This is a genomic window from Pseudomonas sp. Root401 (assembly GCF_001425105.1).
Classification (GTDB): domain Bacteria; phylum Pseudomonadota; class Gammaproteobacteria; order Pseudomonadales; family Pseudomonadaceae; genus Aquipseudomonas; species Aquipseudomonas brassicacearum.
Window position 1 is genome coordinate 714,665 of record NZ_LMDO01000001.1, and the last position, 26,241, is coordinate 740,905.

The 26,241-nt window shown below is 60.5% G+C and carries 24 protein-coding genes and 1 pseudogene; 14 read left to right on the forward strand and 11 right to left on the reverse strand.

Features of this window, described 5'->3' with window-relative positions; translation table 11 throughout:
• Window positions 1-137: 137 nt before the first annotated feature.
• Both xylF and xylA read right to left on the reverse strand, forming a co-directional pair.
• Window positions 138-1,139, reverse strand: a complete 1,002-nt coding sequence (gene xylF / locus ASC85_RS02945; RefSeq protein WP_013693217.1) for a D-xylose ABC transporter substrate-binding protein — start codon at window positions 1,137-1,139, stop codon at window positions 138-140.
• A 146-nt stretch (window positions 1,140-1,285) separates the two neighbouring features.
• A complete protein-coding gene (gene xylA, locus ASC85_RS02950; protein ID WP_057448174.1) occupies window positions 1,286-2,602 on the reverse strand; it encodes a xylose isomerase in 1,317 nt (438 codons plus the stop codon).
• 154 nt (window positions 2,603-2,756) lie between these two features.
• Between xylA and ASC85_RS02955 the strand changes: the two genes are divergently transcribed.
• A complete protein-coding gene (locus ASC85_RS02955) occupies window positions 2,757-3,941 on the forward strand; it encodes a XylR family transcriptional regulator (RefSeq protein WP_057448175.1) in 1,185 nt (394 codons plus the stop codon).
• A gap of 221 nt (window positions 3,942-4,162) precedes the next feature.
• Here the strand turns inward: ASC85_RS02955 and ASC85_RS02960 are convergent, their stop codons facing one another.
• Complete coding sequence (locus tag ASC85_RS02960) at window positions 4,163-4,648, reverse strand: thiol-disulfide oxidoreductase DCC family protein (RefSeq protein WP_057448176.1); 486 nt, start codon at window positions 4,646-4,648, stop codon at window positions 4,163-4,165.
• Between the two features lie 42 nt (window positions 4,649-4,690).
• Here ASC85_RS02960 and ASC85_RS02965 point away from each other — a divergent pair, with 42 nt between their 5' ends.
• Complete coding sequence (locus tag ASC85_RS02965) at window positions 4,691-5,698, forward strand: hypothetical protein (RefSeq protein ID WP_236712311.1); 1,008 nt, start codon at window positions 4,691-4,693, stop codon at window positions 5,696-5,698.
• A gap of 131 nt (window positions 5,699-5,829) precedes the next feature.
• Here ASC85_RS02965 and ASC85_RS02970 read toward each other — a convergent pair whose 3' ends face one another.
• Window positions 5,830-6,066 carry a hypothetical protein gene (locus tag ASC85_RS02970; RefSeq protein ID WP_003201330.1) on the reverse strand — a complete coding sequence of 79 codons (237 nt, stop codon included), beginning with the start codon at window positions 6,064-6,066 and terminating at the stop codon, window positions 5,830-5,832.
• A 151-nt stretch (window positions 6,067-6,217) separates the two neighbouring features.
• Here ASC85_RS02970 and ASC85_RS02975 point away from each other — a divergent pair, with 151 nt between their 5' ends.
• Window positions 6,218-6,559: a hypothetical protein gene (locus ASC85_RS02975; protein ID WP_003201332.1), complete on the forward strand. Its 342-nt coding sequence runs from the start codon at window positions 6,218-6,220 to the stop codon at window positions 6,557-6,559.
• A 105-nt stretch (window positions 6,560-6,664) separates the two neighbouring features.
• Here the strand turns inward: ASC85_RS02975 and ASC85_RS02980 are convergent, their stop codons facing one another.
• Complete coding sequence (locus ASC85_RS02980; protein ID WP_057448177.1) at window positions 6,665-7,567, reverse strand: LysR family transcriptional regulator; 903 nt, start codon at window positions 7,565-7,567, stop codon at window positions 6,665-6,667.
• Window positions 7,568-7,660: 93 nt separating this feature from the next.
• Between ASC85_RS02980 and ASC85_RS02985 the strand changes: the two genes are divergently transcribed.
• The 4 genes from ASC85_RS02985 (at window position 7,661) to ASC85_RS03000 (ending at window position 11,344) form a co-directional block, all read left to right on the forward strand.
• Entirely contained in the window at window positions 7,661-8,668 is a 1,008-nt protein-coding gene (locus tag ASC85_RS02985; protein ID WP_057448178.1) for an aldo/keto reductase, read from the forward strand.
• A 112-nt stretch (window positions 8,669-8,780) separates the two neighbouring features.
• Window positions 8,781-9,575 (forward strand): DeoR/GlpR family DNA-binding transcription regulator, encoded by a 795-nt coding sequence (locus tag ASC85_RS02990; protein ID WP_057448179.1) that lies wholly within the window; start codon window positions 8,781-8,783, stop codon window positions 9,573-9,575.
• 131 nt (window positions 9,576-9,706) lie between these two features.
• Window positions 9,707-10,633 (forward strand): Gfo/Idh/MocA family protein, encoded by a 927-nt coding sequence (locus ASC85_RS02995; protein WP_057448180.1) that lies wholly within the window; start codon window positions 9,707-9,709, stop codon window positions 10,631-10,633.
• Window positions 10,634-10,648: 15 nt separating this feature from the next.
• On the forward strand, window positions 10,649-11,344 hold the full coding sequence (locus ASC85_RS03000; protein ID WP_057448181.1) for a tRNA (adenine(22)-N(1))-methyltransferase: 696 nt from the start codon (window positions 10,649-10,651) through the stop codon (window positions 11,342-11,344).
• Between the two features lie 137 nt (window positions 11,345-11,481).
• Here ASC85_RS03000 and ASC85_RS03005 read toward each other — a convergent pair whose 3' ends face one another.
• Window positions 11,482-11,859: a hypothetical protein gene (locus ASC85_RS03005; protein ID WP_057448182.1), complete on the reverse strand. Its 378-nt coding sequence runs from the start codon at window positions 11,857-11,859 to the stop codon at window positions 11,482-11,484.
• A gap of 114 nt (window positions 11,860-11,973) precedes the next feature.
• Between ASC85_RS03005 and ASC85_RS03010 the strand changes: the two genes are divergently transcribed.
• Window positions 11,974-12,600 carry a hypothetical protein gene (locus tag ASC85_RS03010; protein ID WP_057448183.1) on the forward strand — a complete coding sequence of 209 codons (627 nt, stop codon included), beginning with the start codon at window positions 11,974-11,976 and terminating at the stop codon, window positions 12,598-12,600.
• A 25-nt stretch (window positions 12,601-12,625) separates the two neighbouring features.
• Here the strand turns inward: ASC85_RS03010 and ASC85_RS03015 are convergent, their stop codons facing one another.
• From ASC85_RS03015 to ASC85_RS03030, 3 genes are all read right to left on the reverse strand, one after another.
• Window positions 12,626-13,351, reverse strand: a complete 726-nt coding sequence (locus ASC85_RS03015; protein WP_057448184.1) for a CPBP family intramembrane glutamic endopeptidase — start codon at window positions 13,349-13,351, stop codon at window positions 12,626-12,628.
• A 90-nt stretch (window positions 13,352-13,441) separates the two neighbouring features.
• Entirely contained in the window at window positions 13,442-14,212 is a 771-nt protein-coding gene (locus ASC85_RS03020; protein WP_057448185.1) for a class I SAM-dependent methyltransferase, read from the reverse strand.
• Between the two features lie 785 nt (window positions 14,213-14,997).
• On the reverse strand, window positions 14,998-16,242 hold the full coding sequence (locus ASC85_RS03030) for an acyl-CoA dehydrogenase family protein (protein ID WP_057448187.1): 1,245 nt from the start codon (window positions 16,240-16,242) through the stop codon (window positions 14,998-15,000).
• Between the two features lie 471 nt (window positions 16,243-16,713).
• Here ASC85_RS03030 and sfnG point away from each other — a divergent pair, with 471 nt between their 5' ends.
• The gene (gene sfnG / locus ASC85_RS03035) at window positions 16,714-17,814 is read left to right on the forward strand and encodes a dimethylsulfone monooxygenase SfnG (protein WP_057448188.1); all 1,101 of its coding nucleotides are present in this window, start codon (window positions 16,714-16,716) and stop codon (window positions 17,812-17,814) included.
• Window positions 17,795-18,205: pseudogene (locus ASC85_RS03040) on the forward strand (ATP-binding cassette domain-containing protein); the annotation flags it as partial. The gene sfnG and the pseudogene ASC85_RS03040, both read left to right, overlap by 20 nt.
• 147 nt (window positions 18,206-18,352) lie before the next feature.
• Here ASC85_RS03040 and ASC85_RS03045 read toward each other — a convergent pair.
• Window positions 18,353-19,465 carry a sigma-54 interaction domain-containing protein gene (locus tag ASC85_RS03045; RefSeq protein ID WP_057448189.1) on the reverse strand — a complete coding sequence of 371 codons (1,113 nt, stop codon included), beginning with the start codon at window positions 19,463-19,465 and terminating at the stop codon, window positions 18,353-18,355.
• Window positions 19,466-19,770: 305 nt separating this feature from the next.
• Between ASC85_RS03045 and ASC85_RS03050 the strand changes: the two genes are divergently transcribed.
• The 3 genes from ASC85_RS03050 to ASC85_RS03060 all read left to right on the forward strand — a co-directional run bounded on the left by ASC85_RS03050 (window position 19,771) and on the right by ASC85_RS03060 (window position 23,630).
• Window positions 19,771-21,033: a serine hydrolase domain-containing protein gene (locus ASC85_RS03050; RefSeq protein WP_057448190.1), complete on the forward strand. Its 1,263-nt coding sequence runs from the start codon at window positions 19,771-19,773 to the stop codon at window positions 21,031-21,033.
• A gap of 116 nt (window positions 21,034-21,149) precedes the next feature.
• Window positions 21,150-22,487 carry an alginate export family protein gene (locus ASC85_RS03055; protein WP_057448191.1) on the forward strand — a complete coding sequence of 446 codons (1,338 nt, stop codon included), beginning with the start codon at window positions 21,150-21,152 and terminating at the stop codon, window positions 22,485-22,487.
• 39 nt (window positions 22,488-22,526) lie between these two features.
• The gene (locus ASC85_RS03060; RefSeq protein WP_057448192.1) at window positions 22,527-23,630 is read left to right on the forward strand and encodes a polyamine ABC transporter substrate-binding protein; all 1,104 of its coding nucleotides are present in this window, start codon (window positions 22,527-22,529) and stop codon (window positions 23,628-23,630) included.
• 51 nt (window positions 23,631-23,681) lie between these two features.
• On the opposite strand, the gene ASC85_RS03065 is transcribed toward ASC85_RS03060, so the two are convergent.
• Window positions 23,682-24,293: a TetR/AcrR family transcriptional regulator gene (locus tag ASC85_RS03065; RefSeq protein WP_057448193.1), complete on the reverse strand. Its 612-nt coding sequence runs from the start codon at window positions 24,291-24,293 to the stop codon at window positions 23,682-23,684.
• A 518-nt stretch (window positions 24,294-24,811) separates the two neighbouring features.
• Between ASC85_RS03065 and gabP the strand changes: the two genes are divergently transcribed.
• Window positions 24,812-26,212 (forward strand): GABA permease, encoded by a 1,401-nt coding sequence (gabP, locus tag ASC85_RS03070; RefSeq protein ID WP_057448194.1) that lies wholly within the window; start codon window positions 24,812-24,814, stop codon window positions 26,210-26,212.
• Window positions 26,213-26,241 lie beyond the last annotated feature (29 nt).

The following is a 26,241-nucleotide window of genomic DNA, read 5'->3' on the forward strand; positions in this document are numbered from 1 at the left end:
GTCGGTCAAGCAGAGCCCCTGTGGGAGCGAACCTGCTCGCGATGGCGGCAGCACATCCAACATTGATGCAAGCTGAACCACCGATATCGCGAGCAGGCTCGCTCCCACAGGTCCCACCGCTTGATTGCCTGGTCAGATCACTGCCCGGCGATCTGCGCCTTGGTGTAGAACCCGTCCTTTTCCAGCAGGTCGATGTTGTCCTTGGTCAACGGCGTGGGGGTGAGCAGGATGGTGTCGACTTTCTTGCTGCCATTGTCGTATTGCGAGCTGAAGGTCGGCTTCTCGTTGCGCGCCAGTTGCACCGAGAGCTTGGCGGCTTCGGAGGCGATCAGTTTCAGCGGCTTGTAGACGGTCATGGTCTGGGTGCCATCGATCACCCGTTTGACCGCTGCCAGGTCGGCGTCCTGGCCCGAGATCGGCACCTTGCCGGCCATTTTCTGGGCGGCCAGGGCCTGGATGGCGCCGCCGGCGGTGGCGTCGTTGGAGGCGACGATGCCATCGATCTTGTTGTTGTTCCGGGTCAGGGCGTTTTCCACGATGCTCAGGGCTTCGGTGGGGTTCCATTCCTTCACCCACTGCTGGCCGACGATCTTGATGTCGCCCTTGTCGATGGCCGGTTGCAACACCTTCATCTGGCCTTCGCGCAGGACCTTGGCGTTGTTGTCCGTCGGGGCGCCACCGAGCAGGAAGTAGTTGCCCTTGGGCGCGGCCTTCAGCACGCCGCTGGCCTGCATCTCGCCGACCTTTTCGTTATCGAAGGAAATGTAGGCGTCGATATCGGCGTTGAGGATCAGTCGGTCGTAGGACACGACCTTGATCCCGGCCTTCTTGGCTTCGGCGACGGCGTTGGTCAGCACGGTGGCGTTGAATGGCACGATGACGATCACATCGACGCCACGGGAGATCAGGTTTTCGATCTGCGAGATCTGCTTCTGCTCGTTGGCATCGGCCGACTGGACAAAGACCTTGGCGTCGAGTTTTTCCGCCGCCGCGACAAAGTAGTCACGGTCGCGCGACCAGCGTTCCAGGCGCAGGTCATCGATGGAAAAACCGATTTTCGGATGGGCCGCATCGGCCATGACCGGAAGCGAGAGCAGGGCGAGGGCGCCGGCGAGCAGGGTACGTTTGAATGTATTCATGTGGTGCGTCCTTTTATTGTTGTTTGAAAGACACTGCCTGACGATGAGCGTGATACCGGATAGAACTGTAGAGCGTTGCAGCGCGCCGTGGGCACAGATTTGTCGCGCGAATGTAACAGCCCCTGTGCCCCGGCCATTGCCCGTTGTCAGGGGTAGATGAACCGATTGACCACGTTTTCGAGCATCTCTTGGCGGCCGCTGACGGCTTGGGGATTCAGCTCGTTGGTGAAGGCATGCTCGGCCAGTGATTCAAGGCTGAAGTCACCGGCCAGTACCGCTTTGCCAAATGGTTGCTGCCAGCCGGCGTAGCGCTGGTCCTTGAAGGCTTGCAATTGATCGTTCTGCACCATGGCCGCCGCGCGTTCCAGGGCGAGGGCGAGGACGTCCATGGCGGCGACGTGGCCGTGGAACAGGTCGATATCGTCCAGGCTCTGGCGCCGGACCTTGGAATCGAAGTTGAACCCGCCATTGCTGAAACCGCCGGCCTTGAGGATTTCATAGGTGGCCAGGGTCATTTCCTCGACGCTGTTGGGGAACTGGTCGGTGTCCCAGCCGTTCTGCGGATCGCCACGGTTGGCGTCGATGCTGCCGAAGATGCCCAGGGAGACGGCCGTGGCGATCTCGTGATGGAAACTGTGCCCGGCCAGGGTCGCGTGGTTGGCTTCGATGTTGACCTTGATCTCGTTTTCCAGGCCGAACTGCTGCAGGAAGCCGAACACCGTGGCGCTGTCGTAATCGTACTGGTGCTTGGTCGGTTCCTGGGGCTTGGGCTCGATCAGCAGGTCGCCCTTGAAGCCGATTTTATGCTTGTGCTCGACCACCATGCGCATGAAGCGGCCCAGCTGTTCGCGCTCGCGCTTCAAGTCGGTGTTGAGCAGGGTTTCGTAACCTTCACGGCCGCCCCACAACACGTAGTTGGAGCCTTTGAGGCGCAGGGTGGCGTTCATGGCGCTGAACACTTGGGCGGCGGCGCAGGCGAACACCTCCGGGTTCGGGTTGCTGGCGGCGCCGGCGGCAAAACGCGGGTTGCTGAAGCAGTTGGCGGTGCCCCACAGCAGCTTGATCCCGGTCTCTTCCTGATGGCGCTCCAGATGGTCGACCATCTGGGCGAAGTGTTCGCGGTACTCTTTGAGCGAACTGCCTTCCGGGGCGACATCGGTGTCGTGGAAGCAGTAGTAGTCGATGCCCAGCTTGGAGAAGAACTCGAAAGCCGCTTCGGCCTTGCCGATGGCCACTTCCATCGGATCCCCGGCGTGCTGCCACGGGCGCTTGAATGTGCCGGCACCAAACACATCCGACCCCGGCCAGACGAAGGTATGCCAGTAGCAGACCGCCATGCGCAGGTGCTCGCGCATGGGCTTGCCGAGCACCAGCTTATTGGCGTCATAGTGACGGAAGGCAAGCGGCGAGTCGCTGGCGGGGCCCTCGTAGCGAATCTTGTCGACAGCGGGGAAGTACGACATGGGCGAGTTCCTTTTTATTCTTGGCGGTGTCTCGATACTAACGCCGGCCCTGTGGCTGCTGATTATGAAAATCACCAACGAGCAGTTCGATTTTGAGTATTGAGGTTCGCTGCTTGCGCGCCTAGTCTGTGTGCATCGGCCCAGGGTTAAACCAATGAAAACCGTCCCGCCCGTTCACCGCATTGCACTGTTGTTCAACGGCAGCAAGATCTACGACCGCGGCATCATCAGCGGCATCGGCAACTACCTGAGCAGCACGCGCGCGTCCTGGGACTTGTTCCTCGAGGAAGATTTTCTCTGTCGCTTGAAAGGCATCGAACGCTGGCAGGGCGATGGGATCATTGCCGACTTTGACGACCCGCTGATTGGCGAAGCGCTGGCCGGGATCAAGCTGCCGGTGGTGGCGGTGGGCGGCTCCTATCAGGATGAACGCGCCTACCCGAAGGGCATTCCCTATGTCGCCACCGACAATGATGCGTTGATGACATTGGCCTACGAGCACTTGATCGAGGCCGGATTGACGCGTTTTGCCTGTTTCAGCCTGCCTGAAGCACAAGCCAATCGCTGGGCCCAGGAACGGGAAAAAGCCTTTCGCCGGCTGGTGCAGCGCGATGGCCTGCACGCCGAGGTCTATCGCGGCATGGGTACCAGCGCACCGCTGTGGGACAGCGCCGTCGAACAGCAGATCGCCTGGCTGCAAAGCCTGCCCAAACCCATTGGCATCATCGCCGTCAGCGATGCCCGCGCCCGGCAGCTGCTGCAAGCCTGCCTGACCGCCGGGATCGCCGTGCCGGAGGAAGTGGCGTTGATCGGCATCGACAACGACCCCCTGACCCGCAGCCTGACGCGGGTGCCGCTGAGCTCGGTGATCCAGGGCACCGAAACCATGGGCCGCACCGCCGCGCGCCTGCTCCATCAAATGCTGCACGGCATGCCGTCCACCGGCACGCAGATTCTGGTCCCGCCTGACGCGATCAATGTGCAGGTATCGAGCCTGCATCAACCGTTGGGCAACCCTTATGTCATGCAGGCACTGCTCTTCATCCGCCAATACGCCTGCCAGGGCATCAAGACAGCCCAGGTGGCGGCCTATGTGGGAGTGTCGCGCTCATCGCTGGAATCGCATTTTCGCAAGGAGCGCGGTTGCAGCGTCCACGACGAAATCCTGCGCTTCAAACTGGCCGCCGCCGCCAACGGACTGGAAAACACCAATTCGCCGATTGCCGACATCGCCCAGAATTGCGGCTTCAAATCGGCGCAATACCTGCACACCGTGTTTCGCCGCGAGTTCGGCTGCACGCCTCGGGAGTACCAGCAGGGGGCCAATGCGGCGATGTAGGAGTTGTCGTAGGAGTTGTGTAGGAGCTGTGTAGGAGCTGTGTAGGAGCTGTCGAGTGCAACGAGGCTGCGATCTTGTCCCAGACAATTGAGTCAAAAGCGAAAGATCAAGATCAAGATCAAGATCAAGATCAAGATCAAAAGATCGCAGCCTTCGGCAGCTCCTACAGAACCCAGCTTTGCAAGGCGTTCGGGCGGTGTGAGCGTTGCGGCCCCGCTGGGCTAAGTACCAATCCGTTCCACCGGATTGCTCCCAGGCGTTGGAGCCGTCAAGAAACGCCGCTCATGATCCGGGCTCGGTAAAAGGCACACGTCGTATTTGCCAAACAGCCGATAACGATTCAGGGCAATGCGATCATAGGCCCAGTCCCGAAGCGCGCGGGGAACGTAGCGAAGCAGTTTCACCGGGCGCCAGATCCAGGGCAGCAGCGCTACGACTTCAAAAATCGCATCCGAACGCACCCAGTAATGCTGATCGCGAACCACGGCCATGGTGTCGAACTGCTGTAAGGGCAGGCCCGCCCAGGCAAGTAGGGCTTGCCCTTCGGGCGACTGTACGGAGGCCAACCGCACGCGGCGGGCGTGGTCATGGCGGATCAGGAACTTTGCCCAGCCATTGCACAGTTTACAAACGCCGTCGAACAGGACCACTGTCTCGCCTGGCTTGAGCAAGGGCGCGGGTGTGGGGCGAGTTTGGGAGATGGACATGAATGGGTGTCTACATGGCGCCTGGTTACCCGGATAATACGCGTGTTCCAGCGTCAAGGGCGTCCCGAAGGGGAACTCGAACATGATGACTTCAAGGGCATGATCCGATCCATGAGCGATGACATCTACAACCTGTTCACACGCTTCCAGACCCCCGATCCTGCCATCGGCCCCCGGGAGCAGGTGCCGATGCTTGCCCAGGAGCAGGCCTGGGCGCGTGAGCGTGCTGCCATGCATCGCTTCAGCTGGATCGTGGTGCTGGTGCCGCCGTTGTGCCTGGGGCCGGTGCTGCCGGGCATCGCTTTTTTGCTGGGGCTGCTGGTCTATCAAGGGTTATCCGCCCCAGGCGTCGACCTTGACCGAATCGTCGGGGATTCCCTTGGCTGGCTTGCGCTCGTCACCTTGCTGTTCATGGCTGCCTGGGTCCTGCATAACTACTTGCGCGATAAGCGCGACCCGACCAAGCGTTATTGGCTATCGATGCCCGACCAAGGGCTGGTGGAGCTCGAACACCATACCCTTATCTGCGGCATCAGCCTGTGGTCCAACGACTATGACCCGGATTGCAATACCCTCATGCAATGGTCCGACGGCAAGGTGAAGTACGTGCAAGACAGCGGTGTATCGCAATGGATCCTGGCCCGGACCGCGGCGGGGCACTGGCTGGTGCTCAAGGAGCAGTTTTCGGGCGACTTCAGCTACGGACGGGAAGGGCAAATGCCTGCACCGGACAAGCTGTTGCAACCCCGCCAGCAACTGGCGATCGCTTTCGCCCCCGGCACGAACCTGCAACTGGGCCGGCGTTTCGACGGTGGGCCGATGCCATTGGTGGAGACGCCGTACTGGCTGACTGTCGATGAACTCAAGCGCCTGGACGAGGCCGCCCATCACTGGAATTTTCTACCGCCGAACCGCTATGGGGTGATCAATGACCAGGATGCCGCGTGGGTGCAACGGTTGCTGAACAGGGCGCAAGCGAGCGTTGGGCCTGTAGGAGCTGTCGAGCGAAGCGAGGCTGCGATCTTTCCCAGACATTTGAGCCACAAGTGAAAGATCAAGAGATCGTCCGAACGCGGCCTGAGCCTTCGGCAGCTCCTACAGCGCAGTCCAGCGGGAGCAAGCTCCCTCGCCACAATGAGTCGAACACATTCCTGGAAGTCCGGCCTGTCCTTGGCCGGGCGCTAAAGCCACGTATTCACCACCCGCCGATCCAGCTCCTCCCAATCCGCCATGCCCAGTACCCGAGTGGTGTTCAGCCCGCGCAAATAGCCGCGTAGTTGATTGGCCGTGGCGCGCCTGAGCTCCGGGTCGGGTTCGGTGCTGCTCAACAGCACGCTTTCGTACTGGATCAGGTAATCAGCCACCCGCTCACGGAAGTCGGGCAATACCGCGTCGCGAATCAGATCAAACGTTCTCATGGCTATACCTCATCAATCTTTCTCGGCTTGCAACTATTGCTAGGAGTAATAGTGACCATTACGAAATGCAAGTTCTGCTTTGCCGACAATCGTTGGAAAATCAGCGCCATCGAACACGCAGCCCATTATTTTTATTTTCAGGACCCCACCCATGCGCCCTTTATTTTTGCTTCCCCTGGCGTTTTCCCCGTTGTTGCTGGCCGGTTGTGCCTCGGCACCGAACGACCCGACCCTGACCTTGCAGACCAGCAAGACACCGGCCCAGTACGCTGAATGCGTCATACCGAAATTGCAGGGCAATGCCTTGAACCCGATGGTCTCGCAGACCCAGCGCAGCTACCGCATCGTGGTGCCGAGCAAAGTCTCGGCGGACAACGTGCTGGAAGCCTACAAGGCTGGCAGCGGCGGCAAGGTGTTCATCTACGAGCGACATTTGCTGGCCTCCAACCTCCTGCCTTCGAGTTTTGAACGCGCCGCACAGGAATGCATCTGACCGGCCCGTAAACGTTTTTCACTGTGCTCCTTTGGTTGGCCGCAACCAACCAATTCCTTGCCCCGCACCGTATTCGGTCGCGGGGCTTTTTTTTGCCTGCCGGTTTCAGGTTGGCCAGTCATCTGCCCGGATGAACTCGATGAGCGCTTTCAGGGCCGGTGGCACATGGCGTCGGCTGGGGTAGTAGAGAAAAAACCGGCTTGGCGGCGCTTTCCATTGTGTAAGCAGTTCCGTGAGTTGCCCATTGCGGATGTCATCGCGCACCAGTTCCTCGTAGACATAGGCAATCCCGGCGCCATCTTTTGCCGCCTGGATCATCAGCGCATCGTCTTCAAGAATGAGCGGGCCGGTGACGGACAAGCGGATCGGTTGCCCTTCTGCCTGATACTCCCAGGCATAGAGTTTGCCGCTGGGAAAACGTCGGGCGATGCAGGCATGGTTGAGCAAGTCCCGTGGAGCCTGGATGATCCCCTTTGCGGCCAGATAAGCCTGTGAAGCGACGGTCACGAACGATTGAGGGGGGCCGACAGGGACGGCGATCATGTCGCCGGCCAGGCTTTCGCCAAAGCGCACACCCGCGTCAAACCCGCCGTTCACGATATCGGTCAAGCCATCATCGGTGACCAGGTCCAGTTGAATACGTGGATACCTGGCCACGAATGGCGCGAGCATTTTCGCAAATACCGCACGCGCCGCCGGACGCGCCACGTTGAGGCGAAGCTTGCCGGCGGGCACTTCCTGCATCGAGGTCAGTTGCGCCAGCGCATCGGCAACCTGCTGCAGGGTCGGGGCCAGCGTCGCCAATAGCTGGTGGCCGGCCTCGGTCGGGGTAACGCTGCGCGTGGTTCGATTGAGCAGCCTGACACCCAGGCGTGCTTCCAGTGCACGCATCGCGTGACTCAAGGCAGACGCCGAAACGCCACGCTCGTCGGCAGCCTTGCGAAAGCTGCGATGGCGAGCGACGGCGGCAAAGGCATCCAGCTCGGAAAGATCGGGGTGCTGACTCATGAATACTGTTCAGTAGTTCAAATAAGATTACCCATCTTATCGTCATGAGATCGCTCGCGGATACTGGCCACCATCATCTGTGGAGAACTCGCTATGCAAAAGAATCGTCTTGGATCATCGGATCTTCTGATTTCGCCTATTGGCCTGGGAACCTGGGCCATTGCTGGTACCGGCTGGGAATACAGTTGGGGCGCGCAGGACGACAAGGACAGCCTGGGCGCCCTGGAATATGCCGTCGAGCGCGGTGTGAACTGGATCGATACCGCGGCGGTTTATGGCTTGGGCCACGCCGAGCAACTGGTTGGGCAACTGTTGCGTCGGGTGCCGGCTTCACGGCGGCCGTTGGTATTCACCAAGGGCAGTCTGGTCTGGGACCCGGTCACCAAAGCGATCTCGCACTCGCTGGCGCCGCAATCGCTGCTTGCCGAGGTCGAGGCAAGCTTGCGCCGGCTGCAAGTCGAGACCATCGATCTTTATCAGATCCACTGGCCGGCCTTTCCTGCCGACGGCAGCAGTGAAGGAATCGAGAGTGCGCTTTCGGCGTTGGCCACCGCCCGCGAACAGGGAAAAATTCGCGCTATCGGCGTCTCCAATTTTGACGTTGCGCAACTCCAGCGGGCCCAGGCGGTGACCGAGATCGTCTCACTCCAGCCGCCTTATTCCGCCCTGATGCGAGACATCGAGCAAGACGTCCTGCCATTCTGCGAGAAGGCGGGGGTGGGTGTCCTGGCCTATTCCACCCTTCAATCGGGACTGCTTTCCGGGAGCATGACGCGCGAGCGCATCGCCCAATTGCCCGATGACGATTGGCGCAAGGCCCGCAGCGCGGACTTCCAGGAGCCGCGCTTGAGTGCGAACCTGGCGCTGGTCGAGGTCTTGGCCGGTATCGGCGAACGGCACGGGGTGAGCGCGGCGGCAGTGGCCATCGCCTGGGTGCTGCGCAAGCCGGTGGTGACCGGTGCCATCGTCGGCGCCCGCCGTCCCGCGCAGGTCGATGGACTGATTGCCGGCGCACAGCTACGCCTCAGTGCCGAGGAAATCGACGAGATTCAACCTTTCCTGCCCCTGGGTATGGGCACGAATGTCCCTGGGGCCGCATGACCTCTGATGTTTGGCTGCCCGCTTGAACGAGCGGGTTTGACGCCTCGCTGCATAAGCGGCACTATTTGCTCGATTGTGATCATTAGTGCTCGTTTATGCAGGTTGTAGCATCATGACTTCTCCTCACGAAGCGTTCCCCGGCGAACGCCAGCAATTGATCAGCCAGCGTCTTGCCCGGTATGGCCGGGTGATCGCGGCCGACTTGGCCAGCGAATTCAATGTGTCCGAGCACTCGATACGGCGTGATCTGGGCGCATTGGCAGCGGCGGGGGTGTGCAAGCGCGTTTATGGCGGCGCGATACTCTTGCCCGCTGCCGAAGGGCCGTTGGACGTACGCGTGCGCAAAGACCCGGCGCGCAAGGGCAGTCTCGGCCAAGCGGCCGCTGCGCTGCTGCGCGCGGGCCAGCACGTCTTCATCGACGCCGGGTCGACCAACCTGGCCGTGGCCTGCGCCATTGATCCGCAATTAAAGCTGACCCTCACCACCAATTCGCCGCTGATTGCGGTTCAGTTGATGAAGCTGCCCCGCGCTGAGGTCATCCTGCTGGGTGGCCGCTTGAGTCCAAACGCGGGTGGTGTGATCGGGCTGACGGCTGTCCAGCAATTGCGCCAGTTCAGTTTTGATGTGTGCTTTCTCGGTGCCTGTGCCATCGACCCGGACAATGGCGTCACGGCGTTCGGCCTGGATGACGCGGAGTTCAAGCGCGCGGTGGTCGCGGCAAGCGGGCAGGTGATCGCGGCGGTGACCAATGAAAAGCTGTCCAGCGTTGCCCACTATCAGGTGGCCGCCTGCGAAGAGGTCGCCACCCTGGTGGTGGAGCACGATGCGCCGCGGGAGCGACTCGAACCTTTCTTTGGTCGGGTGACCAACGTCGTGACGGCAGCCAGTGAGCCGCGGCGCAGCTGAGGTCTTTGCGGCACGGCTGTTGCCCAATTGCGCAGGACAATCGTATAGAGACTGCACGGCCCCCATTGTCCGCCGGGCGATTTGCGTCTAGTTTGCTGGCCGATCACAAGTACAAAAATCAGGAGTCATCGATGCAACCGATTCGTCTCGGGCTGGTGGGCTACGGCAAGATTGCCCAGGATCAACATGTTCCAGCCATCCACGCCAACCCCGCGTTCCAACTGGTGGCTGTCGCCACCCAAGGGCAGCCTTGCGCCGGGGTGGAGAACTTCCGGTCCCTGGGCGAACTGCTCGAAAACGGTCCGCAGGTCGATGCCATTGCGTTTTGCACACCGCCACAAGGTCGATTTGCCCTGGTGCAACAGGCGCTGGCGGCAGGCAAACACGTGCTGGTGGAAAAACCGCCGTGCGCCACGCTGGGTGAAGCCATGGCATTGGTGGAGCAGGTCCGCGAGCAAGGCGTCAGCGGCCTGTTCGCCTGGCATTCGCGTTACGCGCCGGGCATCGCAGCCGCCCGTGACTGGTTGGCGAGTCGCACTTTGCAGAGCGTGCAGATCGACTGGAAGGAAGACGTGCGCAAGTGGCACCCCGGCCAGGCATGGATCTGGCAACCCGGTGGCCTGGGCGTCTTCGATCCGGGTATCAATGCCTTGTCGATTGTGACTCATCTGCTGGCGTTGCCGCTGTTCGTGGAGTCCGCCGAGTTGCGCGTGCCGGACAACTGCCAGTCGCCGATTGCCGCCAGCATCAAGATGGCCGACGCGCGCCACCTCGATATTCGTGCGGAATTCGATTTCGACCATGGTCATGACGAACTCTGGAGCATCGAGATTCGCTGCGCCGAAGGCGTTCTGCGCCTGGACAACGGTGGCGCACTGTTGAGCATCGACGGCGTGGGCCAGGCTGTTTCCGAGGAAGGCGAGTACGCGGCGGTGTATCGACATTTTCAGCAACTGATTGCCGACCAAACCAGCGACATGGACTTGCAGCCGCTGCGGTTGGTCGCGGACAGCTTTTTTGTCGGCAGTCGGACGGCGGTTGAGCCGTTCTACGATTAATCCAGGGAATTGCAGTTGAACGAACAGACCTTGTCCATGCGCCTGGAGCGCGTGGCGGCGCATATGCCGGCAGGTGCGCGCCTGGCCGACATCGGCTCGGATCACGCTTACCTGCCGGTGGCCTTGCTGCGCCGTGGCGCCATCGCGATGGCGGTGGCGGGCGAGGTGGCGCTGACGCCGTTTCGCGCCGCCGAACGCACCGTTGGCGAGAATGGCCTGGAACAGCAGATCAGCGTGCGCCTGGCCAATGGCCTGGCGGCGATCGAGCCGGAAGACGGGATCACGGCGATCAGCCTCTGTGGCATGGGCGGCGAGACGATCCGCGACATCCTGGACAGCGGCAAAGCGCGGTTGAGTGGTCAGGAACGCCTGATTCTGCAACCCAACGGCGGCGAGCAACCGCTGCGCCAATGGCTGATGGAGAATGACTACCGCATCCTCTGCGAGGAAGTGCTGCGGGAAAACCGTTTCTACTACGAGATCATCGTCGCCGAGCGCGCCGGGCCGGTGACGTACACCGCCGAGGAGCTGTACTTCGGCCCGCTGCAGCTGCAAGCCCGCACCCCGGTCTTCCTGGCCAAGTGGCAGCGCCTGCTGCGCCAGAAGCAAAAGACCCTCACCAGCTTCGCCAAGGCGCGGCAAGCCGTGCCGGAAGAGAAGCTGCAAGACATAGCCAGGCAGGCCCGCTGGATCACTGAGCTGTTGGCTTGAGTTGCATTGCGGTTGGCTGTGCCGACGTCATCGCGAGCAAGCTCGCTCCCACAGGAGGTTGCGCAAGGCCCTTTTGTGGGAGCGAGCTTGCTCGCGATGAGGTCATCAGCTAAATGCCACGGTCTCCAGGCGCCTGATTATCGACCCACCACCGGGTAGTGCTTGATACGACACGCATATGAGTTGCCGTCACCTTTACAGACGCCATCCAGGTAGCGGTAGTCGACCTGTAGCGACTGTCCTTTCCGGGGCCATTGCCGGCGGGGCAGCGTGGCTTGATAGTCCTGGGTTTCCGGGGTGAAGGTGAGCGATGAGCCTTGCGCGGGGCACTCCACCGAGGCGGATTTCGGCCTGGCTTTCACGATCTGCGCCCGCAGCTGTGGGTAGGGTTGTTTCAGGACCTCGACGATACGCAGCTCCAGGTGGCAGATCTGCCACGTCGAGGCCTGGACGGGCCCACTCAGGAAGGCGAGCGTCAAGGCAGACAGTCCGAGGCACGTTGCGTGAGCGTTCATGGTTGCCCTTGTTTGAGGTGCTGAGGTTTGCGAAATCATAGCCTGGCATTGTAGCCATCAGGACGGTGATGGCACTATGCCGAAACCCCTCAGATCGATACAAGGAAGTGACCCATGCCCGGAATCCCTGACGTCGCGTCAGCGTTTCACGATTTCATGCAATCGTGGAAGGAGGACCGTAAATACCTGCCGTCATCCATCAGTGCCTTGGCTAACGGTTTCGAGGGCTGGCTGAAATTCGAGTTCTATTTCTGGTTGATCCATGTCCGTGGGCTTCGTGGCCCCGACCGCGAGCTGGCCGATGTGGGGGTCGAGTACAAGGTGGCGCTTGATCAGCGTTGGTCGCAGATGGATATCGTCACCAAGCAATGCGACCTGTGGATCCGCGACCAGGATGAAAAGCGCTTTCACTTCATTGAACTCAAGACCCCCTTCGCCAATGCCAACCAAGGCAAGATGTTCGACAGTGCGGCCAGAGACTATTGGTACATGACCCGCTTGAAAGCCCAGGCGGAAAAGGTGGCAACGGGCAGCGTCATTATCTTTGGCGTGAACTTTGACCAGGCGCGTTGGGAAAAGCATCTCCAGTACGTCGAGGAATATGCCGGCTACGTCGAGCATTCATCCAAGGCATCCGGCGCCGTGCCAGGCGTGGAGGGGCTGAGATGGGCGGTCCTGACCATGCATTACTCGCCGCTGGGCGAGCTTCCTCTGCCGCGAGTCGAGGTTCAGGTGCCATAAAGGGCTCTGGCCTGGCACCGCTGGCTCAGCCGTAAAGCCCCATCAACGAGAAAGACTTGTCAGTGGTCAGTGCAACCATTTCGGCCAGCGAGTGCAGGAGCACCGGCACCAGCAGGCCACCGCTGACCACTCTCGCAATGGCGAATACGCCTCCACAGGCGAAGATCAGCGCGACGGTTATCCAGTTCCCGTATTGGATGTGCATGCCGGCGAAGATGGCTGACGTAACGATGATCGCGATCCATGTCCAGGCACGGCTGTTCTCGTAGGGAAACAGTCGCAGCATGTAATGGCGGAAAAACAGTTCTTCGGCGATGGGTGGCAGCACGATCAGCGAGGCGATCTTGATCGTGGCCTGCCAATGGTTGAGCCCGTCCAGTAGCTCGGCCATGAACACTTCTCGCGGCAACCCCAGCACGAATATGGCGACCCCGAAAAACAGGTAGGACCCAACGATGCCAAGCGCGCCCCACCGCAGGGGTTTGCGTATGTAATGACCATGCCATTGAGTACGCGCATCGGCGCGGTACTGCAGGACGAAGAGAGCGAGGAGAACGAGCGCGGTGATACCCGAGGTGGTCGTGAACGTCAGGTAGGCCTGCATGTCTGCGGGTATGAAAAGGACTTCGGGCACTGCTGCCAGGAAGACTATCAGGGTCGCAAGTACAAACATCCCGAGCCGGGGAAAGAAGCGGTAGGGCGGTAAAGTGGCGGCGGAAGCAAACTCAGGGGCGGCACAAAGATTCGTCACAGTCACTCCATGAGTGCAAGGAAAAAGGCATGATGCCAGTGTTTTGAGGGCATCAGGTACGAGTTCCTGCTGGGGTGATGGAGTCGTGATTCAATCCAGGCGGCGACATGAATAAGCGTGGGTCTGATAAGGGAACTCAATGTGTTTGCGCCCGCGCAGCGCCGGATGGGTCTGAATCAAGGCCCGTAGTTGATCCGCTACCTGTTTTTTCTCTGCGTCAGGCAGCGCTGCGATGAAGCTCACTGACAGAAAGCGTTCCAGGATGACCGTCTCGGGGCTGCCTGCGTGGGTGTAACTAAAACAGGTCAGTTCGGGCTCCGAGAAGTAACGTCCGTTGAAGGGGCGTCGCCAGTTTCCAGTATGAAAGCGTGGGGTATCGCCTTCGAAGGGGGTGATGATTTTGGTGATGTCTGCCACCCAGTCCACTGACTCATCACGCACGTTCCAGATCAGGCCGAGCCGGCCGCCCGGTTTGAGTACTCGGTGAATCTCTTGGAGCGCGGTTTCATTCGCGAACCAGTGGAAGGCTTGGGCGCATACGAGCGCCTGCGCCGCCCCTGCCTCGAGGGGAATGGATTCGGCCGTTCCCTCCAAAATCCTGGTGTTCGGCAGATGCTTGGCAAATTCGATTCGCATCGCCTCGACCGGTTCGATGGCGATGGTATTGATCGTCATTGAGTCCAGCAGGCGAGTGAACTTACCGGTACCGGCTCCTAATTCAATGACTGTCGATCCTGGGCTGATTTCCAGCGCGCTGCTGAGCCATGCCTGTATTTCGCTTGGGTAGTCTGGGCGCCCTTGGGTATAGGTGCTGGCTTCTGCTGAGTATCCTATCTGAGCGGCCTTATGGATAACTGTCATCTTCAGCGACCCTTCGGGTGGATGGGGGTAGATCGATTATGCGGTGTGTTTTGGTCGTCAGCTAGTTGATCCTTTTTGTGCTTGGTCTCATGTGTTTGCGTTGGGGCAGATCGTTCATCGTTTTTTGGATTGGTTGGTGTGTATATCCGTTTCTGCGGTAACGGCGACTTAGGGTTCCGCCCTGAACGGGGGCTCACTTTTGAACAGCGCAAAAGTAAGCAAAACGCTCTTGCCCCACCACTTGGTGCCTCGCTTAGGCTCGGCATGCCCGAACGAAGGCATTGCTCCGTGGGCCGCCGCGGAGGGCCATCCATGGCCCAGCGCGGCTATCCCGGCATCCATGCCGGGATGCCCACTGCGCAATGCCTGCGTTCGGCCAGCGTGGTTAATGGGGCGCCCCAGATCAAAATCAAAGTCCAAAGCAAGGGCAAGAGCAAGAGTGGGACACATGCCAGCATCTATGTGGCTGAGCCTTTGCCATCGCGAGCAAGCTCGCACACTGGATCTTCAGCAGACATAAAACTCATGTACACCGCAAAACCTGTGGGAGCGGGCTTGCTCGCGAAGAGGCCTGCCCATCCAACATCTTCATCGCGAGCAGGCCCGCTCCCACAATGGGCCTGCGGTGAACACAAAACTCATGAACACCCAAATCCCCTGTGTGCGAGCCTGCGTGCGAAGAGGCCGGCACATTCAACATTTTCATCGACTGAGCCACCGCCATCGCGAGCAAGCTTTGCTCCCACGGAGCAATGCCAACGGATATACACACGGACCCCAAGCACTCACCCCTGCTTGGCCCCCCCGCCAATCTGCCAGACATACGGCGGTTCCGTACCATTGATTTCCCAATCACCAATAATGCGCTCCTTGTAGATCAGCGGATTGTGGGAAGCGGCGGTGCGGGCGTTGCGCCAGTGGCGGTCGAGGGCCTTGCTGGTGCTGGTGGCCGAGGCACCAAGGGCATTGAACAGGTCGCTGGTGGCGCGTAGCACCAGGTCGCAGATGACCACCTGGGCCTGGGCCGATTCCAGTTCGGCGGCGATGTTGGTGGTGTGTTCGGTCTCGTCGTTCTGACTGAAGCGGCTTTCGTAGGCGCGTTGGGAGGCGCTCGCGGCTCGCAGGGCGGTGGCTTCGGCGGCATAGACCTGGGCCGAAGCCCTACCGACCACTTGCTGCACCTGCACATCCTGGCTCACTTCGCTGGCATTGCCGGTGCTGAAGACCCGCGTGCGTTTGCGTACTTGCTCGGTGATGTCATGAACCGCAGCGCGGCCGGCACCGGTCAGCACGGCCAGCAAGACCAGTTGATAAAACGCGGTCTGGTATTTGAAACGGGTGGAGAAGTCGATGAGGTTTTCCGTCTCGACCAACGCATTCTCGAACAGCGACGTGCCGCTGCCGGTGGTGCGTTGGCCAAAACCGTCCCAGTCATCGCTTTGCTTGACGCCCGGCTGGCGCACGCGCACGGCGGCAATCACGTCGGCGCCGTTGTCGTCGCGTTGGGCATACACGTCGATCCAGTCGGCGAAGATACTGCCGGTGCTGTAGTACTTGGTGCCATTAACCACCCATTGATTGCCTTGCCGGGAAACCCGGGTGCCGACGTCGCCGATTTTCACGGCGCCGACTTCCGTCCAGGCATTGCCCACCAGTTCACCCTCGACGAAGCGCTTGAACCAGACGTCTTGTGGGCTGCTGGCGTGGGCGTTGAGACGGTCCTCGACAAATGCGAAGTGCCCGCGCAGCGCCTGGGGCAGGTTGGAATCGGCTTCGGCCAGTTCGATCAGCAGTTGCAACAGCTGCGGCAACGAAGCCCCGGCGCCACCATATTCGACCGGTACGCGAATGGCACCAAAGCCTGCTTCCTTCAACCATTTCACCTGTTCAAAAGGCAGGCTGCGCGTCTGCTCACGCTCCAGGGCGCCGGCCTGGATGCGTGCAAAGATCGGCCGAAAGCGTTCGGCCAGGGGCTCATAGTCGGTGCCGGTGGAAAGGATCGGTGGCAGGTGTTGTTGCTGTGCGGTCATGGTGATGTTCCTTCTAGATGGCGAGTGGGCCGGCAGGGGGCACCTGCCAGTGCCAACGGCCATTGCACGGTCCATGCCCAGGCCCCAACGCCCGTAAATACGGGGGCTGTACAGCGCTCATCAGCGAAAGGCTGTCCCTGCTGTGGACAATCTGTTGCACCACTGTGCGCCCGGCAACACTTGCTGCGACGGGCATCGACATGCCAGGTGTTCGCCAAGCAACAGCGGAGCAACAGCTTGTCCGTCGAGCGACAGTGCAGTGATTCTGAACTGTTCCTAATGCATTGATTATTAACGAAATATAAGGATGGCACGGTTGCTGCTCTACATCTTGTGCAGACGCTGAGGTGCTGGAGCGTATCGAGCGCGCCGTCGAGGCGGCGTTGCTGAGCCTGGTCCCGAGCGTTCGACGCGACGCCAGTGCCGCCTGATCAATCTCTTCCTTTCAAAACGAGCCGTGGAGTACATGCAATGAGCCAGGACACGATCAAATTTGCCTACTGGGTGCCCAACGTCAGTGGCGGGCTGGTGGTCAGCAAAATCGAGCAACGCACCGACTGGGGCATCGACTACAACCGCAAGCTGGCCCAGATCGCTGAAGCGGCCGGCTTCGACTACGCCCTGTCCCAAGTGCGCTTTACCGCCGGTTACGGTGCCGAATACCAGCATGAGTCCGTGGCGTTCAGTCATGCCTTGCTGGCCGCCACCACGCGCCTGAAAGTCATCGCAGCGGTTTTGCCTGGGCCGTGGACGCCGTCGGTATTGGCCAAGCAGATCGCAACCATCGATCACCTGACCGGCGGCCGGGTAGCGGTCAACATCGTGTCGGGATGGTTCAAGGGCGAGTTCACCGCCATTGGCGAGCCATGGTTGGAGCACGATGAGCGCTATCGCCGTTCCGAGGAGTTCATCACCGCGCTGAAGGGCATCTGGACCACGGACAATTTCACCTTGCGCGGTGACTTCTACCGCTTCCACGACTACACCCTCAAGCCAAAACCACTGCAGCAGCACCCGGAGATTTTCCAGGGCGGCAGCTCGCGGGCGGCGCGGGACATGGCGGCCCGGGTATCGGACTGGTACTTCACCAACGGCAATACCGTGGAAGGCGTCAAGGCGCAGATCAATGACCTCCAGGCAAAAGCCGCGGCCAGCAATCACAAGGTCAAGGTTGGTGTAAACGCCTTCGTTATTGCTCGCGACACCGAAGAAGAGGCGCGGGCGGTCCTTGCCCAGATCATCGACCAGGCCGATCCCGAGGCCGTCAATGCCTTTGGCGATGCGGCGAAGCAGGCCGGCAAGTCCAGCCCGGAAGGCGAGGGCAATTGGGCCAAGTCCAGCTTCGAGGACCTGGTGCAGTACAACGATGGCTTCAAGACCAACCTGATCGGCACACCGCAACAGATCGCCGAACGCATCGTCGCGCTCAAGGCCGTGGGTGTGGATCTGGTGCTCGCCGGGTTTCTGCACTTCCAGGAAGAAGTCGAGTATTTCGGCCGCAAGGTGCTGCCGCTGGTGCGTGAATTGGAGCAACGCAAAGTGGTGACCAAAACGGCGCCAGTTGCTGGCTGACCTGGAATTGGTCTACGGCCATTTTCCGCGCCTGAAACTGCGGCGCAAAAGCCTGGCCGGCTACACCTCGGGCGGTGAGCAACAGATGATCGCGATAGGCCGTGCGCTGATGGCCAAGCCGCAACTGGTCTTGCTCGACGAGCCGTCGATGGGCCTGGCGCCGCAGATCGTCGAGGAAATCTTCGAGATCGTGCGCCAGCTTAATCAGCACGACGGCGTCGGTTTCCTGATCGCCGAACAGAACATCAACGTCGCCCTACGTTACGCCCACTATGGCTACGTGTTGGAAAGTGGTCGTGTGGTCAGTGAAGGCAGCGCCGAACAACTGGCGGCTCGCAGTGATCTGCAGGGTTTCTACCTGGGAGCGCGGACGAGAGGCCAGGGAGCATGATCGTTCCCACGCTCCTGCGTGGGAACGCATCCCGTGATGCTCTGCGTCACACTCCAGAAGTGGAACGCGGAGCGTCCCTGGAGACATTCCCACGCGGGAGCGTGGGAACGATCAGAGATCCCAGGGGCCAGCGGGAGCCTTTGGGGCTCAGGTCGACAGGTTGACCACCCGGCCATCCCGGCCATCCCGGGTGTCCAGTGCCGGGCGGCGTCGATTGACCACCAGCTCGCCAATCCTGATCAGCAACGTGCGGGTGACATTGCGGCTCAGGCCCAGCAGGCTGGCGGTGTGGACCTGATTGCAATTGGCGTAGCGGTAGGCGGTGCGCAACAGCTCGGCCTCGACCTTTTCATACAAGTCGCCATGTTCTTGCTCGAGCAGTTTCTCGAAGGCTTTGTGCAAGAGCGCCTCTGCGCTTTGAGGGGGCGATTGTGGTGGGTTGTCCTGGCGTTCGATACGCAAGTTCGACAGGTGCAGGTCCTGCACGCCGATCACGTTGTTACGGCAAATCAACAGGGTGTGGTGGATGACATTTTCCAGCTCGCGGATGTTCCCCGGCCAGGAATAGTCGAGCAATTTGCGCTGGGCCTGGGCATCCAGCGTCACCTCGCCGTGCCCGAGCCTGCGGCTGTACTCGGCAATGAAGTGGCGGATCAGCGGCAGGATGTCACCGGGGCGTTCGCGCAGCGGCTTGAGCACCAGGCTCACCACATTCAGGCGGTAATAGAGGTCTTCGCGAAAGTGCCCGGCATTAATGGCTTTTTCCAACTGCACGTTGGTGGCCGCCAACACGCGCACATTGATCTTGATGCTCTTGCGCGAACCCAGCCGGACCACCTCGCGCTCCTGTAGCACCCGGAGCAACTTGACCTGGATCGGCAACGGCAAATCACCGATTTCATCCAGGAACAACGTCCCGCCGTCCGCTTCCTCGAACCAACCGGCCTTGGCCGTCAGTGCGCCGGTGAACGCGCCTTTTTCATGGCCGAACAACTCGGCCTCCACCAGGGTTTCGGAAAACGCCCCGCAGTTGACCGCAACAAACGGTTTGTGGCGACGGGCGCTGAGGTTGTGTACGTGGCGCGCCACCAGTTCCTTGCCGGTCCCGGTCTGGCCGATGATCAGCACGCTGGCGTCACTGGGCGCGACTTGCTGCAGGTGAGCCAGCAAAGCGCGGGAGGTGGGGTCTTCGAAGACCTGGGCCGTGGCACGAATCGAGGTGGCCAGGCCGGGGGAGGGAGGAAGTGTTAGAAGCTGCATGACGGTGGCCCGTTAATGAGATTTGCCGTGACTGAGGAGGGGTAATTGCCAACGTTCTTGAGGCAGTACCGCGAAGCCATTGGGCTTAAGGCTTAATCTAAGTGATCTAAAAAACAGACAACAAATAACTTTTAGTTATTTTCTTAGGGCTTTCGTCCCAGAATTCAGCACAGATCTATTGGTCATGTCGCCGTTAACGAAATTAATTGAATGACGATAAAAAGTTTTATTGACTAAAAAATAACATCGGGTAATTATTTCCCTGCATCTGCTTTCACGCAGAGTCATTTTGCAGGGGCAACCCGATGAATCAGAACACCGTGCCTTCACTGGCCAGTCTTTACGTCGAGACTCACGAATCGCCATTTGACGCACGCCTGGCACCTTCACTCATGCAAGGCTTTCCCGCCGAACCCCAGCGCCGCGTCACCTGGCACAACTGGATGAGCCCGCCGTTCAACCAATGGGGTTTCCGCAACCTGGCGCGCTTGCGTCCTTCCATCGATGTGCAGGCCGGCAGTGGGCCGGTCAGCGCGTTCAAGCAGGCGCTCCAGCCGCTGGATGAGCTGCACTTCGACAGCGAGTGTGGCTTGAGCATCAGCGTGATCGATCACCTGGTCGCCAGCCAGACCGATGCTTTCCTGGTCTTGCAGGGCGACACCGTGCTGTTTGAGCGCTACTTCAACGGCCAGCGTCCCCAGGACCGACACATCATGTTTTCGGTGACCAAGTCGCTGATCGGTGCCTTGGGCGAGCAACTGGTCTGCGAAGGCTTGCTGGACCCTACGTTGACGGCCAAGCATTACGTACCGGAGTTGGCGGGCAGCGCGTTTGCCGATGCCACCGTGCGCCAGTTGTTCGACATGGCGGTGGCCGTCGATTACAGCGAGGTCTATGAGGACCCGGATTCAGAGAGCTCCCAATACGGTTACGCCTGCGGTTTCCAGCCGGCGCCAGCGCAGTATGCGACCTTCGAATCCCTGTATCAGTATTTGCCCTCACTGAGAAAACGCGGCAGTCACGGCGGCTTTTTCCATTACGTGACGGCCACCACCGAGGCGTTGGCCTGGGTCATGGAGCGGGCGTCAGGCAAGGCCTGTCATCAGTTACTGCAAGAGATCTGGAGCCAGTTGGGCTGTGAGCGTGACGGCTACTTCCTGGCGGATCCCTGGGGCCGCAGCGTCGCCGGTGCCGGTTTCAGTGCGACCTTGCGTGACATGGCGCGCTTCGGTCGCCTGCTGGCCAACGATGGCCGCCAGGGTGGGACACAACTGCTCTCGGCCGAGGTGCTGGCCGGTATCGCCGCCGGAGCCGACCCGGCGATCTACGCTGCATCCCCCGACTTTTCGAGCTGGACCCCAGGCGCGTCCTACCGCAGCCAGTGGTATGTGTTCAACGACCACAGCCAGGCGCTCATGGCCGGTGGCATCCACGGTCAATACCTGTTCATCGACAAACCGTCCGGCGTGGTGATCGTCAAGCAGTCGTCCCTGGGCGAAGCCGTCAGCCCATTCGACGGCGATAGCGTGCGTATGTTGCGTGCCATCGCGGCGCAACTGACGCCCTGACTTCATCCGATAAACACAAGAATTTCGTTCCGCTCACCTGGCCCCACCAGGTGTTGGCGCGGTTTTGCGCCGCCATTTACTGCCCTGTAACAACAATAATCACACAGGAGCTCCATATGGTTTCCATGATGCGTTTGTCCCGAACGTTCCTCGTGCTCGGGTTACCCTTGACCGCCCAGGTTGCCTGGGCGGGCTACACCTTCGAGGAGGGCAACCTCAAGGGCGAGGTCAACTTAACGGCCGGTGGCGCAGTCCTGTCTACCCGCAACGTCAACTTTGGCGGCGGCGTGGTGGACATGCGCAGCGGCAAGAATCGCGGCACGAAAATCGACTGGCAGGAGTTCTACGTCAAGCCGGGCGTCAAGTTGGAATATGCCGTGCAGCCGGATTTCAGCCTGTTGGCCGGCGGCTCCCTGGTGGGGGCGACCACCTTCGGTGACGGCGATGCCGGTGGCTTCACCCGCAGTTCCGACGGCAAGCTGTCGACCGAAGAGTTCTATGGCGGTTTCCGGGCCGGGGAGTGGACGGTCACGGGCGGTCGCCAGAATTATATGATCGGCAACGGTTTCATCGTGATGGATGGCAACCTCGACCAATTGAACGACGGGGCCTACTGGCTCGCCCCGCGCACCGCCTTCAAGGATTCGGCGGTGGTCGCCTGGGACCACGGCGCGTTGAAGGTCCAGGGCTTCAGCCTGGGCACCGACAGTGACCTGGGTGATTTCCGCATGAGCGGCGCGAACCTGGACTACAACCTCGACGACCAGGTGACGCTGGGCGCCACCGCGTTGAAGGTCAAGGCCATGGGCCCCAAGGGCAGCACATTGCCGCGTCGCCGCGATGGCATGCTGGTGTACAACGTCAGGGCCTTGAACGCCAAGCTCCCGGGCATCGCGGACCTGACCCTGAATGCCGAATATGCCCTGGAGCGAGGCAGCGGCGAAGGCGTGGATTACGACGCCAAGGCCTGGTACGGCCAGGCGGATTACACTTTCAGCACGCTGCCGTTGACCCCGGTGATCGGCTACCGCTACGCGAGCTTTTCCGGCGACGACAACCTCACCGACAACCGACAGAAAGCCTGGGATCCGTTGAGCAAGGGCTTCGTCGACTGGAGCACCTGGCTGATCGGCGATGTCGTCGGCAACTACCTGCTGTTCAACAGCAACGAAAACGTCCAGCAGTTCTCCCTCAAGACCCACCTCAACGAAACCCTTACGCTCGGTGCGATCCACTACCAGTTCTGGCTCGACGAAAAAAACTACATGGGCACCGCCGTCAGCGACAAACGGTTTGCCGACGAGAGTGTAGTCTTCCTGGATTGGGCGCCTTCGAAGTCGCTGTCCACCTCGCTGTCCTATAACTGGGTCAAGCCCATGGCAGCGGCCAAGCAAGTCTTCGGCGACGACCGGAAATTCAGCGCGCTGGAACTCTACTTCACCTACCGCTATTAAGTGCCGCGAGCCTTCGCGGCCGCGCTGGAGTGTTTGATCATGAGCATGTATTTGCGCAACACCTTGCTGGGCGCTGTCGTTTCGATGCTGGTCAGTGGCGCAAGCCTGGCCGAAGAGCGGACGGTGCGAATCTACAATTGGATCGAGTACCTGCCGCCAGAAATCCTCAAGAGTTTCCAGGAGGAAACCGGCATCCGTCCCATCTACGACGTCTTCGACAGCGTCGAGACCTTGGAGTCCAAGCTGCTGACTGGCAACTCCGGGTATGACGTGGTCTACCCGAGCAGTTCCAACGTCAGCCACCTGATTGCCGCTGGTGCCGTCCAACCCCTGGACCGCAGCCAATTGCCGAACTGGCAGCATCTGGACCCCGAGTTCATGAAGTCCCTGGAGGCGGTGGGTGATCCAGGTAACCGCTATGCGGCGCCGTACCTGTGGGGCACGACGCTGATCGGCTACAACGTCGACAAGGTGCGCCAGGTGCTGGGCGCCGATGTGCAAATGAACACCTGGGACATCCTTTTCAAGGAAGAGAACATGGCCAAGCTGGCCAGTTGCGGTGTGGGACTGCTCGACGCCGCCAACGAGATCGTGCCCATCGCCTTGCACTACGAAGGTCTGGACCCCAACAGCCAGAAGCGTGAGGACTACGCAAAGGCGCAGGCGGCCATGCTCAAGGTTCGGCCGTATATCACTTACTTCAATTCGTCGCGCTACGGCATGGACTTGGCCAACGGCGAGATCTGTGTCGGGGTGGGTTGGTCCGGTGGGGTGGCCCTGGCCAAACGACTGGCCCAGGACGCAGGGAAGGGGGTCAAGGTGGAAATGGCGCTGCCCAAGGAGGGCGCGCCGATGTGGTCGGACGTCATGATGGTGCCCACCAACGCCCCTCATACCCAAGAGGCCTACGCGTTCATCAACTACATCTTGCGTCCCGATGTCATTGCCCGGATCAGCAACAAGATCGGTTACCCCAACCCGAACAAGGAAGCTACGGCACTGGTCAATGCTGAAATTCGCAACAACCCCGCCATGTATATACCGGACGAGGCGCGCAAGACGCTGTTCGCCTTGGAACCGGTGCCGGCGGCGGTGGAGCGGATCCGCACCCGCACCTGGACCAGCATCAAGACGCATCGCTGATCAGTGTGACCCGGTGTTGCGGCGCCGGGTCCGTATCGGTGGGGTGTTCACTCAGGCGCGCATGCCCAGGAAGAGCAATTCGGTGATACGCCGGACCTGGGTGGAGTGTGCCTCGATGTCCGGCTGTTCCTGGTTGACCAACCTGAACAGCTGCAAGTGCGAATAGTCGTTCAACAGGAAGGCGGCGAGGTCGACGTCGAGGTCGGCGCGCAGCTTTCCGGCCTCTTGCAATTCCCTGATCAGCCCACTGATTTCGGCCCTGAGCGCATCGTTCATGGCGCGATAACCCTCGGGCAGCCCGTTGTCGCTGCCAAACAGAATCAGCGGCAGCAACTCGCGCCAAAGGCTCGGATGCATGACCTCCAGCGCGTAGCCGGTCAACAATCGCTCCAGATAACACAGCGCCTCGACCGGGTCCTCGATTTCAGGCATCTGGCTGCGGGTGTCCGTGAGTGCCCGCTGGTCGGCGTCGTGCAGGATCTCCAGGATGATCTCCTGCTTGTTGCCGAAGTACTTGAAGACGGTAGGCGCCGATACGCCGGCCTGGTTGGCGATCTGTTCGATGGTGGTGTTCTGGAAACCCTGGCGCTCGAACAGTTCGACCGCCGCCTTGCTGATGGCTTGGCGGCGTTCGGCTTTTTGACGTTCACGCAGTCCGCTCACGGGAGGTCCTTGTCGTTGAAATAATAAAGGGCGAACGGCGTAATGCCAGCCAGTTGGAAATCAACCTGTGGGAGCGAGCCTGCTCGCGATTGCGATGAGTCAGCCAACATTGATGTGATTGACACTCCGCATTCGCGAGCAGGCTCGCTCCCACAGGAACTGACAGGCATGCAATAGCGCCCAGTGCATCACGCAAAATACTTAACCCAGTAAAGTTTTTAAAGGGTTTATTTCATGGCTCCCCTCAAGGACGCGGCTGAATACCGCGATCCAGACACCTGGCAAGCGGCAAAACGCCATGCCCCACTTGGCGAAATCAGGCACAGAGATGGCGCGTTCAGGTAACTGACTCGGGAGGGAAGACAGGTAACGTGGCGCGACTTTTCACCGCAAGTGCGCACGTTCGCCCAGGGTGGATCAACCCGACCAAGAGGTACCGCTTCCAGGAGGGGCGGGAATACCAGAGCACCGACTGCCCCTGCGCGCGTCTCAATGTTCGATCACAAGAGAATAAGAAAATGACCAGCCCCAGCTTCAAGGATTCGAACGGCCATTTGGCACAGGGCTTCAAGCCTCGTCACGTCACCATGCTGTCCATTGCCGGAATCATCGGTGCGGGTCTGTTCGTGGGATCGGGCCATGCCATTGCCGCCGCCGGCCCGGCCGTCATGCTGGCCTACCTGTTCTCCGGGCTGTTGGTGGTCCTGGTCATGCGCATGCTGGGCGAGATGGCGGTTGCCAATCCGGACACCGGCTCCTTCTCTACCTATGCCGACCAGGCCATCGGACGCTGGGCAGGCTTTACCATTGGTTGGCTCTACTGGTGGTTCTGGGTGCTGGTGATTCCCATCGAAGCGTTGGCCGCCGGCCATGTGTTGAACCAATGGTTTCCCGCCGTCGATGCCTGGCTGTTCGCCTCGGTGTCGATCGTTCTACTGGCGGTGACGAATCTGTTCAGTGTGTCCAAATACGGCGAGTTCGAGTTCTGGTTCGCCATGGCCAAGGTCGTGGCGATCATCGGTTTCATCTCCCTGGGTTTTGCGGTGCTGATGGGGTGGATTCCCGAGCGTGAGGCCAGCGGCCTGAGTCGCTTGATGGAGGAGCATGGCGGGTTTGCCCCCAACGGTCTGTCGGCGGTGGTGGGCGCGTTCATTACCATCATGTTCAGCTTCATCGGTACGGAGGCGGTGACCATCGCTGCTGCCGAATCCGATAACCCTGCGCAGAACATTGCCAAGGCCACCCGTTCGGTGATCTGGCGCATCGGTGTGTTCTACCTGCTGTCGATCTTCGTGGTCATTTCCGTCGTGCCTTGGAACGATCCACTCCTGGCTTCAGTGGGTTCCTACCAGCGAGCGCTGGAGCTGATGAACATTCCCCACGCCAAATTCCTGGTGGATGTGGTGGTGCTGATCGCCGTGGCCAGTTGCATGAACTCCTCGATCTACATCGCTTCGCGGATGTTGTACTCCCTGGGGCGTCGCGGCGATGCGCCTAAGACCTTGAAGGTCACGTCTTCGGCCGGTGTCCCAAGGTCCGCGGTGATTGCCAGTACCGTGCTGGGCGCGGGCGTCACGTTGTTCAGTTACTTCATGCCCGCCGGCCTGTTCCAATTTCTACTCGCCAGCTCCGGCGCCATCGCGTTGCTGGTGTATCTGGTGATCGCCATCTCGCAGCTGCGCATGCGCCGGATGTTGCAACGGCAGAATATCGAGCTGCCTTTTCGCATGTGGCTGTTCCCCTGGCTGACCTGGTTGGTCATCGTGTTCATCTCGGCTGCGCTGGCGGTCATGATGATCACGCCCGAGCACCGCAGTGAGGTCAGTACCACCCTGGGCCTGGCGCTGGTCATTTCCTTTATCGGCCTGGTGACGTCGCGGCATTCGCCCCAGCCTGAGCGGGTCGTTTCCCTCGGCTAGCCGTGCTGTTTTTACCCTGTTGACGCCAC